Raw genomic sequence first — 16,120 nt, forward strand, 5'->3', positions numbered from 1 at the left:
GGTAGTAAATTTAATTTATTAGCAACGGTTTTTAGCTTTACGGTAGTTTTTTAAATCTGTCTTTGTTGTTTGAAAATTTGGCAAATGTTGACTATTTTGTGTAATGTTCTCTTGCTAGAGCTTGTGGCGCCTTATGGAAAGCTTTTTTTTCATAACCAACTAAGCGAAGTTATGAAAAGTAGACGAACAATTTACCGAAAAACTAGCCATGAGTTTTAGAAAGTATTATATGCGGTTATTATTAATTTGATTCTTTCTTTTCAAACTTTTTTGACTTTTCATTGAGTACATAAATTTCGGGTTTGCAATATATACAACCATTGTAATAATAATTCCCTTCTTCCGGCGGATTAATAATTAACATTCTACTGTCTTTTTTAAATTGTGAACCAACTGACGAATCTGGAGCATCATATATTTTTCCAGTTCTTCTGTCGATTAGAACGTTCATCTGACAAGGACTTCCACAACCCCAAGTAGCAAAAATGTAATGCCCTGCAAAGAGATTTTCAGTATCATTATAACTTTTCCTTATTGCAGTTCTGAATTGCCTTCCTAATTCATGAGAATTTAAGTCAAGTTTTGCTTTTACATTTTCGATGCTAACTTTAAAATCATCAAAAGTTATATATGGTTCAAATTTTATTAGAACATCTCTAATCTTATCTTTCTGAATGGTTGAATCTCCATAAATAATTACGCTGCCTTCATTCAATATAGTATCAATTACAGGTTTAATTTCCTCTTTCTTTTCACCTGATTTAATAGTATCTGATTTAATATCTTGTATGCTGAAATTTTTATTTTTATCAGAACATGATAAAAATAGAAGGATTGTTGTTATAAAATATAAGCGTCTTTTCATAATTGCATATAACGTTCCCGCGCTACAAGCAGTTTGGGACTAAATTAAGCCCTATTTTCGGATTTGCCAAATCTTCCAAATACAAACCAATTTTTCCATTAAGCCAAATCCCCAAATTGCTTGTAGCGTGTGTTAGGCGACGTTATTTATTTTTCAGTAATCTCATTGTTTCAGAATTAAAAGCCTCTTTCCCTTCAGACCAATTTCTCGGCATTGTACATTCTCCAATACTTACATAAATAATTTTGTTGTCATCTTCAAGATTTTTATTTTTTCCCTCTGTTTCTAAAAAACTATCCATTCCTGAAGTTAAAATTATAGGTGTTTTTTCTAAATAAAAAAGGTTCGATATTTCACGTAATCTGTTGATAGCAGATTTATGTAATTCCTCATTAAAAGTCTTATTTTCAGTATTGATTTGAAGTAAAAATAAATTATCAATTATACTACAAGTGTGATTTTTCCAATTTGGTAAACTATCTAATTCTTTAAAAGGTTTCAAATTTTCAAAACAATGCGTTTGAATTTTATCGCTGATAGTTTCTGCAGAAACATTTTCATCAGAATTTTGGCTAAAAATCAAATTGTGGAAAACAATAATTATCAAAAACAGTTTTTTCATTTGTATGTTTTCTTTTTCAATTTTTAAGTTAGATTCTATGATTCGTGAGTTAATGTCGCCTAACTATTCGCTAAGACTGTTAATGTAAACTGAGTACTGTGACTTTTGGCTGCACTCTGAGACTGCGACTGCAAACTGATTTCTCCACGTTAACTACTGCACTCTGCGACTGCGACTGTAAACTACCAATTATGTTTTCTTCACGTATTGTGTAATAATTACAATAGTTTGTCCGTCAACGCGTCCTTCAATATATTCGGCGTTTTCATGATCTAATCTGATGTTACGCACTGCTGTACCTTGCTTGGCAACCATACTAGAACCTTTTACCTTTAGGTCTTTGATTAACACTACTGAATCGCCCGTTTGTAATATAACGCCATTGCTATCGCGATGCACTATTTTATTTTCATCCTCTTGACCTTCGCCAGTTGCTTGTGCCCAAGCCAACGTATCTTCGTCAAGGTACATTTGCTCCAGTAATTCTTGATTTCCTAAACGGCTTAACATCCGCCATGATAATACTTGAACAGCTTCGTGTTCGCTCCACATACTATCGTTTAAGCATCGCCATGAATTTGGATCCATAGTTTCGGCTTGCTCGATTTGTGCAATTAAGTTTTTCGAGATTAGTACGTTTTCATCGAGTCCGCCACGACGTGTAGGAGTGAGGGTGTATACTTGTAGGTCTTCGGTAACGCCAGATAGTTCACACTTTCCGCCACTTCGTTTCATTAATTCTCTTTCGATGCTCATTGTTTTTGTTGTTGTTTTTGTTGCGAAAATTCGCTTTTTAAAAAAATTATTTGGTTACTCGAACCGCGTCCGGAACTAGCATTTCGTATTGTCCGTTGTTGCGAATGACATCGCGAACAATACTTGAGCTAATGTAAGATGTTTTGGCGGCCGTTAGTAAAAATACGGTTTCAATCTTGGCGAGGCGTCTGTTGGTGTGTGCAATTGCTTTTTCAAACTCGAAATCCGCAGGGTTACGAAGACCTCTCAAAATAAAATTGGCATTGAGTTTTCGGCACAACTCAGTAGTCAATCCCTCGTAGGTGATCACTGAAATTTTAGGTTCGTGTTGAAAAGTTTCTTCGATAAATCGTTTTCTATCTTCTAATGAGAACATGTATTTTTTTTCGGCATTAACGCCAATGGCGATCACGATTTCATCAAAAAGAGGCAGGCTGCGTTTAATGATGTCTTCATGACCAAGTGTAATTGGGTCAAACGAACCCGGAAATATGGCTTTTCTCATGGTAGAGGGTTAGGCTAATGCCAATTCGATGGCGTTGGTAAACAAGTCTTTTAGCTCAATTCCTGCCGCATTGGCCTGTTGCGGAATTAAACTTTCGGTGGTTAAACCCGGAATAGTGTTCATTTCGAGCATGTGTGGCTCGCCGTCAACAATTATGAATTCGCTACGAGAGAAACCTTTCATTTTAAGTACTTCGTAGGCGCGTTTGGCAATAGCTCCCACTTTTTGAGTCATTTCGTCTGAGATTCTTGCAGGCGTAATTTCTTGCGATTTGCCTAAGTATTTTGCTTCGTAATCAAAGAAATCATTTTCGGAGACAATTTCAGTAATTGGCAAAACTGTAATTGCACCTTGGTAATTGATTACTCCAACAGAAACTTCGGTTCCGTCAAGAAAACTCTCAATTATAATTTCGTTATCTTCTTTGTAAGCAGTTTCAATTGCAGTTGGTAACTCGGCTTCCGTTTTTACTTTTGAGATCCCGAAACTAGAACCTGCTTTATTTGGTTTTACAAAACAAGGCAATCCTAATTTGTTTACAATGGCGGATGTGTCAACCACATCGCCTTTGTTTAGGTAATAAGAAGTTGCGGTTTTGATCCCGTAGGGTTTTAAAACCGAAAGTAAGTCTCGTTTATTGAAGGTAAGCGCTGCTTGGTAATAATCGCAGGCCGTTTGTGGAATTTGCAATAATTCGAAGTAGGCTTGCATTAAACCATCTTCGCCTGGCGTGCCGTGGATGGCGTTAAATACGCAATCGAAACTGATTTTTTGTCCAGCAACAGTAACCGAAAAATCATTTTTATCGATTGGAAATTCCTGATCTTGTGCATCAACATAAACCCATTTTTCTTTGAAGATGTGAATGCGAAAGCCGTTGTATTTGGTTTTGTCTAAGTATTGGTACACGACATTGCCGCTGATTAAAGATATTTTGTATTCGCTGGAATACCCGCCCATGATGATGGCAATGTTTTTCATTTTTTATTGTTTTAATTGAGTTGTTTTAAGCTCCACATAGGCTATTTACTACTGTTTTGAATTAGCCCCGATAGCAGCGGTATCCTTTGGTTTTTTTGTCAAAAAAAAGCAAAGATACAAGCGAATAGCGGGAAAAAGCTCCTAAAAAAAGGAGTTGTTTGTGCTAAAAACGATTAAACAAAATTATCATTTTTTTTGAAACGAAATAGGTTTATCTTTGTGGCATATAAAAATAAATTTATGAGTTTACGGAAGTATCTTACTAGTCGCGTTTTCTTTGGACAAGTCTTTGTTGCATTAGCTATTATTGCTGCTTTGGGTTATTTTTTCATGCATTGGCTCACGTTTACAACCGATCATGGCAATGAAATTTCGGTTCCTAATTTGAGTAAATTGACAGAGGAGCAGGTAGAAGAAAAATTAGACGAGCTAGATTTAGACTATGTTTTATTGGATAGTGTGGATTTTAGAAGTGATTTTCCGCAGTTTAGTGTGGTGGAACAAGATCCTTTGCCAGGAACTAAAGTAAAAGTGGGGCGTAAAATCTACATTAAAATAAATACTGCCGGATACTCATCAGTTCGTATTCCTGATTTGGTAAACAAAACCTATCGTGAGGCTGTACCAACCCTAAAAGCGCTTGGTCTTGAGGAAGGAAATATCACCTATGTACCCAATTTAGGTAAAGATATGGTGCTAGAAATGCGTTACAAAGGGCGTAATTTGAAGGCAGGAGATCGTGTTTTAAAATCCAGTAAGATTGATTTAGTACTTGGTGATGGGAAAATGAGCTATGAAGAAGAAGAGAGTGCTGCTGATACTTTGGCCGTACCACTAGAAGAAGAAATACCAGTTGATGAACAATAATATAGAAACACTAGATTTAGAAGACGAGTTATTTGAACATTTCAGGTTTGAAGTTCCTAAAGGCCAAGCGTCCTTGCGAATTGATAAATACTTGATGAGCCTTATTCAAAATGCGACTCGCAACAAAATACAAACGGCAGCGGCAGAAGGAAATATTTTTGTGAATGATGCTATCGTAAAATCCAATTATAAAGTTAAGCCATTTGATGTGGTGCGTGTGATGCTTTCGCACCCGCCGTATGAAAATCATATCATTCCGGAGAACATTCCGCTTGATATTGTTTATGAAGATGATACTTTATTGTTAATCAATAAATTGCCAGGAATGGTGGTGCATCCTGGTCATGGTAATTACACAGGAACTTTGGTGCATGCCTTGGCTTATCATTTTGATAATTTACCAATGAACAGTAGTGAACGTCCTGGTTTGGTACACCGTATTGACAAGGATACTTCGGGTTTATTAGTGGTTGCCAAAACTGAGGCGGCGATGACTCACTTGGCGAAACAATTTGAAGCAAAAACATCAGAGCGCGAATATATTGCCCTGGTTTGGGGTAATGTTGCTGATGATGCGGGAACGATAGAAGGAAACTTAGCGCGACACCTGAAAGATCGCATGCAAATGGCAGTATTTGCTGATCCAGAAATTGGTAAACCTGCGATTACCCATTACAAAGTTTTAGAACGATTTGGTTACGTTACACTTGTTTCTTGTCAGTTAGAAACAGGACGTACGCACCAAATTAGAGCGCATATGAAACATATTGGACATCCTTTGTTTAATGACGAGCGTTACGGTGGTCATTTAATTTTGAAAGGAACCACTTTTACAAAATACAAGCAATTTATTGAAAACTGTTTTAAAGCATTGCCTAGGCAAGCATTGCATGCTAAAACGCTCGGTTTTATCCATCCTACAACAGGAGAAATGATGCGTTTTGATACTGAATTGCCTGAAGATTTTGTAAATTGTATCGAAAAATGGCGAGGTTACTCAAAGTCGCACCAAACGGATGATGAAAGTGAAGATTAATTCAATCGAAACTCATACAAAACCCAAAGCAACATTAGCTTTGGGTTTTTTTATGCTTTTTTTGGAAAAGTAGTTACTTCAATTTAACGGCTTCTACTTGTTTGCAAAATTCTTAAAATAAACCGTTGTTAATTAAAAGTTAAACCACTGAATACTATTCATTTTTAGATTGCTTCCCTCTATTTTTGATACTGATTAACCAAAAAATAACCACTAAATGAAGAAAGTTTTCATTTTATCAGCGATTGTTGCGCTTGCCCTTGCGCCACCTGTTGCATATGCGCAGTCAAAAAAGAAAAAAGACAAAAATGCTTTTGCTGTAGCTCCAATGCCAGAGAAAAAACCAGAATCAGCTATTAAGGATTACAGTAAAGTGATCACTAAAGATGCTATCAGCGATGCTGGTTTGTTTACCGTGCACAAAGTAGATAAAAAATATTTTTTTGAAATTCCGAATACCCTATTGAATAAAGACATGCTTTTGGTAAGTAGGTTATCCAAACTTCCTGCTAATTTGGGAGGCGGTTATGTCAATGCAGGTTCAGAAACCAATGAGCAATTGATTGTTTGGCAACGTTTTCAAGATAAAATTGTCATCAAAATCAAATCATTTAATGCCGTGGCGAATGACAGTTTGCCTATTAGCATTTCAGTGAAAGCAAACAATTACGAGCCAACTTTATTCGCATTTGATATTGTGGCTTTTAGTAAGGATTCTGCCAATACAGTAATTGATGTAAGCAAGTTTTATGGTACTGATGTTAAAGCAATCAGTGGATTATCGGCGGATATGCGTGAAACATACAAAGTACGTGGGTTGGATGAATCACGTAGTTTTATCAATACCATGAAAAGTTTCCCGATGAATATAGAAGTCATTCAGGACTTTAGTTACAATGCGGCCAAACCACCAGTACAAGGTGATGCAGAGACCATTAGTATTCAAATGAATCAATCGATGATTTTGTTACCAGAAAAGCCAATGCAACCTCGTTTGGCTGATCCGCGCGTGGGTTGGTTTACCATAGATCAAATTGATTATGGAAGTAACGAATTGAAGTCGGATGTGAAAACCTATATTCGCAGATGGCGATTGGAGCCAAAAGATCCTGTCGCTTACGCAAAAGGAGAGCTGGTAGAACCAATAAAACCAATTGTATATTATCTTGATCCTGCAACTCCAGAAAAATTGCGCAAGTACATCAAGCAAGGTATTGAAGATTGGCAAAAGCCTTTTGAAACCGCCGGATTTAAAAATGCAATTATTGCTAAAGATCCGCCAACAAAGGAAGAAGACCCTGATTTTAGTCCAGAGGACATACGCTACTCTGTAATTCGTTATGTAGCAAGTACTACTCGAAATGCAGTAGGGCCAAGTGTTTCCGACCCAAGAACAGGTGAGATTATCGAAAGTGATGTTATATGGTACCACAACCACTTGCGTTCATACAGAAACCGTTACTTACTTGAAACCGGAGCGGCTAATCCAACTGCGCGAACGTTGCAAACAAGTGATGAGGAAATGGGTGATATGATGCGCATGGTAATAGCACATGAAGTAGGACACGCGCTAGGATTTCCGCACAATATGGGAGCGAGTTGTGCTTATGATACCGAATCATACCGTAATGGTGAATTTACACAGAAAAACGGAATTGCAGCTAGTTTGATGGATTATGCACGTTTTAATTACATTGCACAACCGGGTGATAAAAATGTTCGATTCATCCGTCAAATGGGACCTTATGATCATTATGCAACCAACTGGGGTTACCGTTATATTCCTAATTCATCTTCGCCTGAAGCTGAAGTCCCCACTTTAGATAAGTGGATTATGGAAAAAGCAGACAATCCTATTTATAAGTTCGGAAAGCAAAGCAGTAGTTTTGATCCTACTTCGCAAACCGAAGATATTGGAAACAGTTCTATGAAAGCAAGTACATACGGACTGAAAAACCTGCAATATGTTGCTGCACATTTACACGAGTGGACAAGCGATAAAACCAATAATTACGATGATTTAGACGAATTGTATAAAGAAATGCTCGATGTTTGGGGACGTTATGTAGGACACGTAGTGACAAATGTAGGAGGTGTTTTTGAGGCGACGAAAAAACCAAACCAGAAAGGGAAGATTTACGAAGTGGTTTCAAAAGCGCAGCAGCAAGAAGCCATGCAATGGTTGCAAGCAAATGCTTTCGCATCGCCAACTTGGTTGGTTAATGTGAGTACTTTACGTAATATTGATTATGCTGGTTATACAGAGCGTTTCAGAAATGTACAGGTACGCCACTTAAATAATGTGATGAGTTTTGATCGTTTAGGACGTTTATTAGATGCCGAAATTCAAGGGAACAATAATTACAAAGCACTTGATTTATTAAGTGATATGCGCAAAGGAATCTGGAAAGAGGCTTCAGCAGGTAGTAATGTAACGATTTACAGAAGAAATTTGCAGAGAGCCTACATTGAGCGTATGGCCTTTTTGATGAAAGAAGAAATAAAAGGCGGTCGTCCTTCAGAATATTATAATGTAGCGCAATCAGATGTTCGTGCTTTAGTGCGCGGTGAGTTGGTCGCTTTGAAAGCAACATTAAATATTGCCAAAGCTGCAGCGGTAAATACGGAAACAAAATATCATTACGCCGATGCGATAAAGAGAATTGATCTTATTTTAAACCCTTCATAGCTTTAAACGGCACAAAAAAAAAATCTGCTTTCGAGCAGATTTTTTTTTGTTTTATTGTTTCGTGAATTCTTTTTCAAAAGTAGTAAATCGCATTTCTAAATTTGCTAGTAATTGTGTTCTAACTGAAGCCGATTTTATAAAGCTAAATTTGATGCTATTGAACACAAATTGTTTAATGTCTTGATAAGAAATATCTTTATATCTTTTTGCCAATAAAACATATTGTTCTGTCATATTAGTTCGTAAAATTCCAGCGTCATCGGTACTAATTACAATTGGCACTCCAAATTTTTTATACAAGGAAAGTGGATGACGATTTTCTTTGACCTTCAAAATAAATTCATTACTCACTAAATTAATTTCAATAGGAATATTTTTTTGTGCCATGTGGCGTAGCAATTCGTACGAATCTTTTTCATAAGGAATGTCTACACCGTGGCCAATTCTATGTGCGCCAGCGGTATGTACTGCAGCGCCAATATGCCAAGTTAATTCTTCAGGTTGAACCAGTCCTAAAGTAAGCTCGCCAGCGTGCATGGTATATTTGACATTCGGGTATTTCAAGTTACAAAATTTAAACATCATCATGTGCAACCAATAATCTTTCATCGAAGTTTCGCCGTCTTCTGGTGATACAATATTGACACCGGCCATCAAATCACTTTCATTGGCAGAGATGAATGCGATAACCAAATTTTTAAACAAATCAACAGGTTCCATAAAACGCAGCACAAAATTTTGATAACGCATTGTAAATTGGGCATCATCAATTTTTAGATCGTTGTGTAACTTGGTAACAAAATTATTGTTGAATTCTTTAGCATAATTGTTGGCATTTTTTTGAAGTATGCTTTTGTACATCACGTCTAAAGTTTTCAATACTTCTTTCTCATTTTTAGCTAGAGCATATTCACGAAGTTTAGCGTTAAAAGTAAGCAAATCATCCGTATTCATCGTGTTAGGAATGGTTGAGAGTTGCGTTTCAATGTAGCTCACATTTTCAGCAATTGCTCTTTTTTTCAACTCCAATAATCCTTGACCGAAATTACCTTTAATGGCTGGTTCAAATTTCATGAAGGATTCGAAAAATAACTTATCAGAAGGATAATCAACATAATTATAGTCTTTGATAGACCATTTCTGCATGATTTTTTGCTTGTAAAACTCTAAAGTACCGTTGGCTTTGAGTTCGGAAAATAATTTCCAATTTCCCGTAGATTCTTTTTCCTTGCGTACGTCCATACTTTCGGTATTTAGGTAAAAGTCTGTTTGAATGGCATGCTGCAGTAGAGGTTCTGCGTAAATAGAACCTGAAAAATGATGGTGTAAGTCGCCACCTTTTGGCATTTGAGAGAAAAAAGCAGTCAGTTCTGCTTCGTTGTCTCTTATTTTTTCAAAATACTCACTTACGGATTGCGAGTAGCCCGCTGTTACAGTTAAGAACAACAATAGTGTTGGTAATATTCTCATAGGTGATGGTAATAGTGTCAAGTAGTTTTACCAAAGAAATTGCTCGCATGCTATTGAAAGCATTTTTTGTTTTCGTTTTTTTAGACTCGAAACTTAATTTTTTGCAGTTCTAGCAGTAAAAAAATGGTAAACTGGCGCAAAGTTAAACAATTTCTGCGGTAGTTTTGCTATTCCTTTAAAAAGTTTCACCTTTGCACTTTTACCAATTAAAGCCGAATTGGACCTAATTTATCAATTTACTGATTTCAGAATACGAACTTCACGAGGTTTAAAAAGTCAGTGACAATTTCCCCCAAACATTTATTTATTGCACAATTTTTATGAAACAACAATTTAAACTTTTTGATTTTTCACAAAAAGTAAATTATAAAACTGAACTGCTTGCCGGTTTTACAGTTGCCATGACCATGATTCCTGAATCGTTATCTTTTGCGATTTTGGCAGGTTTTTCGCCTTTGTCAGGACTTTATGCTGCTTTTATTATGGGGTTAGTTACCGCAATTTTTGGAGGTAGACCCGGAATGGTTTCTGGTGGAGCAGGAGCAACAGTAATTGTTCTTATTGCTTTGATGCAATCGCATGGAATAGAATATGTATTTGCGGCAGTAGCACTTGCTGGTGTTGTGCAAATTGCAGTGGGTATTTTTAAATGGGGTAAATTTATCCGATTAGTGCCTCAGCCAGTTATGTTTGGTTTTGTAAACGGACTTGCAGTTATAATTTTTATGTCGCAACTTAATCAGTTCAAAACTGGTTTAGCACCAGCTACGCAATGGTTACAAGGATCACCTTTATGGATAATGCTCGGATTAGTAGGATTTACTATTGCTATAGTTTTACTTTTTCCTAAAATATCCAAAGCCATTCCATCTTCTTTAGTTGCCATTGCGATTGTTTTTGTGATTGTTTATTTTGGTGAAATTGATACAAAGACCGTGGGTGATATTGCTGCAGTAAGCGGAGGTTTGCCACCTTTTCATATTCCGAATATCCCTTTTACCTTTGATACCTTGCAAATCGTATTCCCTTATGCTTTAATTATGGCAGCTGTTGGTTTAACAGAAGGTTTACTTACTCTAAATTTAGTTGATGAAATCACTCAAACCAAGGGTGATGGAAATAGAGAGAGTATTGCGCAAGGAAGTGCTAATATCTTAAACGGTTTTTTCTTTGGAATGGGAGGTTGTCCTATGATTGCTCAAACATTGGTTAATTTAAATGCGGGTTCTAGGGCGCGGTTGTCAGGAATCATTGCATCTTTAACCATCTTATTCATTGTGTTGGTTGGTGCACCAGTAATTGAACTTTTACCTATGGCAGCACTTGTGGGTGTGATGATAATGGTAGCCTTAGGAACTTTTGAATGGTCGAGTTTCAAGATTATTAATAAAATGCCGAAACAAGATATTTTTGTTGGTATTGTAGTGGCAGTAATTACTATTGTGTTACACAATTTAGCTTTGGCTGTTTTGATTGGTGTTATAATTTCTGCTCTAGTTTTTGCTTGGGAAAGTGCTAAAAGAATTCGTGCTAAAAAACATATCGATGATCAAGGGGTAAAGCACTATGAACTGTACGGGCCTTTATTTTTTGGATCGACTGTTGCTTTTATTGAAAAATTCGACGTGTTAAATGATCCTGTAGAAGTAATAATTAATTTTAAAGACAGTAAAATTTGCGATATGAGTGCGATTGATGCCGTACATAAAGTGACAATGCTATACGCTGCCCAAAACAAAACAGTCCGTTTGCAACATCTAAGCCCTGATTGTGTTCGATTATTAGAAAATGCAGCCGCAGTTATTGATGTGAATATTCTTGAAGATCCTCTATATCAGGTTCTCGAATAATTTAGTAGCAGTTAAAATTAAACCATCAAGACAATTGTAAGTAACAATTATTTTGATGGTTTTTTATTTATTGTTGCATTGCTTCAGCTGCTAATCTGCCAGATTGTAGCGCTGCATTTATGGAGCCGTTTAAAAGATGATCGCCGCAAATAAATAGCGAACTTGAAATTTTAAAAGATTCCAAATCTTTATTATTGGATACATTCTCTTGAGAGGGTAAAGCATAGCTAATTCGGTAGGCTTTTAGCATTTTCCAAGAGGCTGCATCAGCGCCATACCAATGAGATATTTCTTCTTTCATATTTTCAGCTAGTGTTGCATCATCGATATCTGGAATTCCGTTAAACGAAACTGATATTAGTGCTTTACCTTTGGGAGCATAAGCAGCCGAAACGGCACTCATTACTGTTAAATTATTGACCCATTTTTTATTTTGAGCTGCGTTCAAAATCACTACCGCTTTTTGTGATGGTGGCAGACGGGTTTCGAAATATACACAAGTTACTTGGTGCGCTGTCGTTGTAGTTTCAGGAACTATTTCGGATAAGAACTGATTGGCATTTGTAGCCAAAAGAATTTGATTAGCTTCATAAACAGTGCCATCTGCGGTTGTAATTTTATTTTGATCAAGACTTACTACTTCTGTGTTACATTTAATGCTTTCTAGTGGTAACATGGCAACCAATTGTTTCGGGATTTCTTCCATTCCTAATTCAGGTACGGCAACATCACCATCCGAAAACATTTTCATCACAAAATCGAACATTCGTCGTGAAGTAGTTAACTGATTTTCTAAAAAAATACCAGACATAAATGGACGGTAAAAGCGTTCAATCATTTTTTCGCTAAAGCCATATTCTTTTAGTTGCGCAGCGGTTGTATTTTCAGGTTGACTAAATATTTGGTCAATAGTTAATTTCTGCAAGCGATTCTTTAGCCAAAGGGTATTTATTTTATCTTTTATGGTACCAACAGGAGCAATGAGAGTTGCCCAAGCAGCAGAAGGGCGTCGCATTGGGTCAGCTATTTCGAATTGCCCTTCTTCATAAAGTACGGTTGCTCCCGGCAGCATTTTTTTTAACCGTAAAGCTTTGTAATCTAGTAAAGCTTTTGATTCTGGGTAGGCAGTTAATAGAACTTGAAATCCTCTGTCTAATAAAAAACCTTTGCGTAGGTCTGTTTTTAATCGTCCGCCTGGTCGGTCTGAAGCTTCTAATAAAAGTACTTTTCGTCCTTGACGGTGTAAATGTACAGCCGCGGCTAACCCGGCCAAACCTGCCCCAACTATTATAATATCGTGTTTCATTTTTTATATGTCTTGCTCACTACAAAAATAGCGTAAATAAGTGTTTTATTTTTAGTGGAAATAGGTGTAATAATATTCATTTTTAATTTTTTTAAGGTTGTCGCTGCATTAACAAATCAGTTTGTTTGTCATCGCCCATCCAAAAATCATGTTGGTCGAAAACAGTAAAACCATGGTTTTTATAAAATTGAATAGCTCTTTTATTTTCCTCCCAAACACCTAACCACAATTGTGGAACCTCTTTTTCTCGTGCAATTTGTAATACTTTTTCAAATAATTTTTGAGCTACTTTTTTGCCGTGAAATTCTTGTAGCACATAAATTCGATGCAATTCCATTGCGGCTAAGTCATGTTGTTCTGTTTGTGCTATGTTTACATTTGTTTTGGCGTAGCCTACTGGAATTTCATTTAAAAAGGCAATAAAAAAATGTGAGTTTTTATCGTTTAGTTCTGCAGTGAGTTGGACTTTATTAAAACTTTTATCCAAGTATTTTTGCAAATTTTCGGCTGTATTTACTTCTGAAAAGGTTTCGGTAAAAGTAGTAATACTCAATTTTTGTAATTGTTCGAGATGAGCTAGGGTGGCATTTTCAATGATAAGCGAATCCATAAATGTGATGTTTGATTTTCAAAAATAAGGTAAAGAAATGGTAATTTTCAATTTCTATAACGGTATTCGACAAATCAATCTACTTAGCATTGGATTTTATTTTGCAATCATTACTTTTGAATCAAATTATAAAAAAGTAGTACTTACTAGCATATGAAAATTGTCATCTCTCCAGCCAAATCACTAGAATTCGAAAAAGCTTTGCCAACCACTCAATTTTCTGAAGCTTTATTCTTGAAAGAATCAAAAAAAGTGCAGCAAGTTTTGAAACAAATTAATCCAACGGGTTTATCTAGTTTGATGAGTATTTCTGAAAAATTAGCAGATTTGAATTGGCAGCGCAACCAACAGTGGAAAACTCCTTTTAATACTGAAAATGCACGTCCTGCGGTTTATACTTTTGATGGCGATGTTTATACTGGATTGAATGCTTACGAACTTGCGCCCGAAAAAATTGATTTGTTACAAGATCGTTTACGTATTTTGTCGGGTTTGTATGGTTTGCTTAAACCTTTAGATTTGATTCAGGCCTATCGTTTAGAAATGGGTACGAAAATGGCGGTTGGCGAAAGTAAAAATTTATATGAGTTTTGGAAACCAACTATAACTAAAGCTTTGAACAAAGAGTTAGCTGATGACGAGCTTTTTGTTAATTTGGCAAGCACAGAATATTTTTCGGCAGTAGATGTAAAAGTGCTAAAAGTCCCGGTAATTACACCTGAGTTTAAAGACTACAAAAATGGTAAACTAAAAATTATAAGTTTTTTTGCCAAAAAAGCTAGAGGAATGATGGTGCGCTACATCATTGACACTAATGCTGAAACGTTGGAAGATTTAAAAGGATTTAATTATGATGGCTATCAATTTGATGCCAATTTGTCTAAAGGAAATAACCTAATTTTTACCAGATAATTTTAAAAGCAATAAAAATAATGATCCTGCTAGTGCATTGCATCAGCAGGATTTATTTTGTTTTTTCCTTTTTTAATCAACAGAATAAAAGGGATGCAAAGTAAAAATAGTCCGCCTAGATATAAAAAGATATCCATGTAAGAGAGTACGCTGCTTTGAAGCATTACTTTGAATTCTAATGCTTTGTAAGCTTTTGCTAGCGATTCATTTGCAGAGAAACCTTTAGACATAAATCCCGATTGCAATTCTTTTACTGTTTGCTGTACTTCAAACGATGATTTATTGAGGTGTGATACTAAGTTTACGCGGTGTTCTTGATTGAATCGTGCCAAAAAAGTAGTAATAATTGCAATTCCAAACGACCCACCTAACTGGCGCATCATTCCTGTAAAAGCAGCACCCTCGCCAATACTTTTTCCTTTTAAAGTAGATAATGATAATGTCGTAATTGGTACAAAAAGTAATCCTAATCCAACTCCTCTCAAAATTAAAGGCCAAAATAAATGTTCTTCGCCAGAATCAGGTGTGATAACTTGCTGCATCCAAAAAGTAAACAAGAAAAACAGAAAGAAGCCTGCAGCAACCATGTAGGCTTGTGGAATCCCGCGCTGAATCATTTTACCAATAAAAGGCATCATAATTCCGGTAGTTATCGAACTAGGAATAAGCAATAAACCAGCGTCTAATGCACTCCAACCCAAAACCGATTGAGTGTAAATTGGAATAATAAAAGTAGAGCCGTACAACCCAAAACCGAGTATAAAACACATCACAGTTCCAACTCGTAAGTTGGTATCTTTTAAAACACGTAGGTTTACAATAGGGTGCTCGTATGTAAGTTCACGCCAGATAAACAATATAAATCCAAAAACGGTTACTACGCTTAGCATAATTATGGTTCCGTTATTGAACCAATCATCTTGTTGTCCGTGTTCCAAAACATATTGTAACGAACCAATAAAAGCCGTTAATAAAACAATTCCCCACCAATCTACTTGACTTGCTTTAAGTTTTGTACCGTATTTTGGACTTTTTACAAATGAAAAAGTTAGTAAAGTGGCTATGATTCCGATTGGAATATTGATGTAAAAAATGTACGGCCATGAAAAATGATCTACAATATAACCTCCCAAGGGCGGCCCTAATGTAGGTCCTACAATTACTCCCATGCCATAGATAGCCTGAGCCATACCTCGTTTAGCAACCGGATAACTTTCGGTAATAATAGTTTGGGCAGTTACTAATAAAGCACCTCCACCTAATCCTTGAATGAAACGAAATGCAACAAGTTCCCAAATATTAGTGGCATTTCCGCAAAGGAAAGAAGCCGTTGTGAATATGATAATAGATACAGCAAAATAATTTCGTCTACCAAATTGTTGTGACAACCAACTTGTCATTGGTATTACAATAACATTGGCAATGGCGTAGGCGGTAATAACCCATGCCACGTCAGTTAGAGAGGCACCCAAACTACCGCGCATATTGTTTAATGCTACGTTGACAATTGTAGTATCTACAATTTCAAGCATTGCACATAGTACTGCAGTGATGGTAATTATGACTCTTCTAAAGCCGTATTCTACTAAATCGTCTTCTCCTGATTGCACCATTTTGTCCTTTATTGAAAGCCAATTTTATTTTTATCTTC

Annotated in this window: 14 protein-coding genes; 5 read left to right on the top strand and 9 right to left on the bottom strand. The window is 36.2% G+C overall.

All coding sequences use genetic code 11. The features are described from left to right. Positions 1 to 241: 241 nt before the first annotated feature. The 5 genes from G9Q29_RS07665 to G9Q29_RS07685 form a co-directional block, all read right to left on the bottom strand. Positions 242 to 865 carry a hypothetical protein gene (locus tag G9Q29_RS07665; protein WP_166135203.1) on the bottom strand — a complete coding sequence of 208 codons (624 nt, stop codon included), beginning with the start codon at positions 863 to 865 and terminating at the stop codon, positions 242 to 244. A 142-nt stretch (positions 866 to 1,007) separates the two neighbouring features. Beyond that, positions 1,008 to 1,487, bottom strand: coding sequence for a hypothetical protein (locus G9Q29_RS07670; RefSeq protein ID WP_166135206.1), 480 nt, complete (start codon positions 1,485 to 1,487; stop codon positions 1,008 to 1,010). A 189-nt stretch (positions 1,488 to 1,676) separates the two neighbouring features. Further along, on the bottom strand, positions 1,677 to 2,243 hold the full coding sequence (locus G9Q29_RS07675; RefSeq protein ID WP_166135209.1) for a PhnA domain-containing protein: 567 nt from the start codon (positions 2,241 to 2,243) through the stop codon (positions 1,677 to 1,679). Positions 2,244 to 2,289: 46 nt separating this feature from the next. After that, positions 2,290 to 2,748 (bottom strand): pantetheine-phosphate adenylyltransferase, encoded by a 459-nt coding sequence (gene coaD, locus G9Q29_RS07680; protein ID WP_166135212.1) that lies wholly within the window; start codon positions 2,746 to 2,748, stop codon positions 2,290 to 2,292. A gap of 9 nt (positions 2,749 to 2,757) precedes the next feature. Continuing rightward, positions 2,758 to 3,729 (bottom strand): D-alanine--D-alanine ligase, encoded by a 972-nt coding sequence (locus tag G9Q29_RS07685; RefSeq protein WP_166135215.1) that lies wholly within the window; start codon positions 3,727 to 3,729, stop codon positions 2,758 to 2,760. A 240-nt stretch (positions 3,730 to 3,969) separates the two neighbouring features. Here G9Q29_RS07685 and G9Q29_RS07690 point away from each other — a divergent pair, with 240 nt between their 5' ends. From G9Q29_RS07690 to G9Q29_RS07700, 3 genes are all read left to right on the top strand, one after another. Further along, positions 3,970 to 4,596: a PASTA domain-containing protein gene (locus G9Q29_RS07690; RefSeq protein WP_166135218.1), complete on the top strand. Its 627-nt coding sequence runs from the start codon at positions 3,970 to 3,972 to the stop codon at positions 4,594 to 4,596. Further along, entirely contained in the window at positions 4,586 to 5,632 is a 1,047-nt protein-coding gene (locus G9Q29_RS07695; RefSeq protein WP_166135221.1) for an RluA family pseudouridine synthase, read from the top strand. Before G9Q29_RS07690 ends, G9Q29_RS07695 begins: the two co-directional genes overlap by 11 nt. Positions 5,633 to 5,849: 217 nt before the next feature. Further along, positions 5,850 to 8,321: a zinc-dependent metalloprotease gene (locus G9Q29_RS07700; RefSeq protein ID WP_166135224.1), complete on the top strand. Its 2,472-nt coding sequence runs from the start codon at positions 5,850 to 5,852 to the stop codon at positions 8,319 to 8,321. Positions 8,322 to 8,372: 51 nt separating this feature from the next. Here the strand turns inward: G9Q29_RS07700 and G9Q29_RS07705 are convergent, their stop codons facing one another. After that, a complete protein-coding gene (locus G9Q29_RS07705) occupies positions 8,373 to 9,791 on the bottom strand; it encodes an amidohydrolase family protein (protein WP_166135227.1) in 1,419 nt (472 codons plus the stop codon). A 320-nt stretch (positions 9,792 to 10,111) separates the two neighbouring features. On the opposite strand from G9Q29_RS07705, the gene G9Q29_RS07710 reads away from it, so the two are divergent. Beyond that, positions 10,112 to 11,641 carry a SulP family inorganic anion transporter gene (locus tag G9Q29_RS07710; RefSeq protein WP_166135230.1) on the top strand — a complete coding sequence of 510 codons (1,530 nt, stop codon included), beginning with the start codon at positions 10,112 to 10,114 and terminating at the stop codon, positions 11,639 to 11,641. Positions 11,642 to 11,708: 67 nt separating this feature from the next. Here the strand turns inward: G9Q29_RS07710 and G9Q29_RS07715 are convergent, their stop codons facing one another. Further along, positions 11,709 to 12,947 carry an NAD(P)/FAD-dependent oxidoreductase gene (locus tag G9Q29_RS07715; protein ID WP_166135233.1) on the bottom strand — a complete coding sequence of 413 codons (1,239 nt, stop codon included), beginning with the start codon at positions 12,945 to 12,947 and terminating at the stop codon, positions 11,709 to 11,711. Between the two features lie 91 nt (positions 12,948 to 13,038). Further along, a complete protein-coding gene (locus tag G9Q29_RS07720) occupies positions 13,039 to 13,557 on the bottom strand; it encodes a GNAT family N-acetyltransferase (protein WP_166135235.1) in 519 nt (172 codons plus the stop codon). Between the two features lie 153 nt (positions 13,558 to 13,710). Between G9Q29_RS07720 and yaaA the strand changes: the two genes are divergently transcribed. Next, complete coding sequence (gene yaaA, locus G9Q29_RS07725) at positions 13,711 to 14,469, top strand: peroxide stress protein YaaA (protein ID WP_166135238.1); 759 nt, start codon at positions 13,711 to 13,713, stop codon at positions 14,467 to 14,469. Positions 14,470 to 14,498: 29 nt separating this feature from the next. Here yaaA and G9Q29_RS07730 read toward each other — a convergent pair whose 3' ends face one another. Next, complete coding sequence (locus G9Q29_RS07730; RefSeq protein ID WP_166135241.1) at positions 14,499 to 16,082, bottom strand: DHA2 family efflux MFS transporter permease subunit; 1,584 nt, start codon at positions 16,080 to 16,082, stop codon at positions 14,499 to 14,501. Positions 16,083 to 16,120: the final 38 nt, after the last annotated feature.

It is taken from the genome of Flavobacterium turcicum (assembly GCF_011365745.1).
GTDB classification, from domain to species: Bacteria; Bacteroidota; Bacteroidia; order Flavobacteriales; family Flavobacteriaceae; genus Flavobacterium; species Flavobacterium turcicum.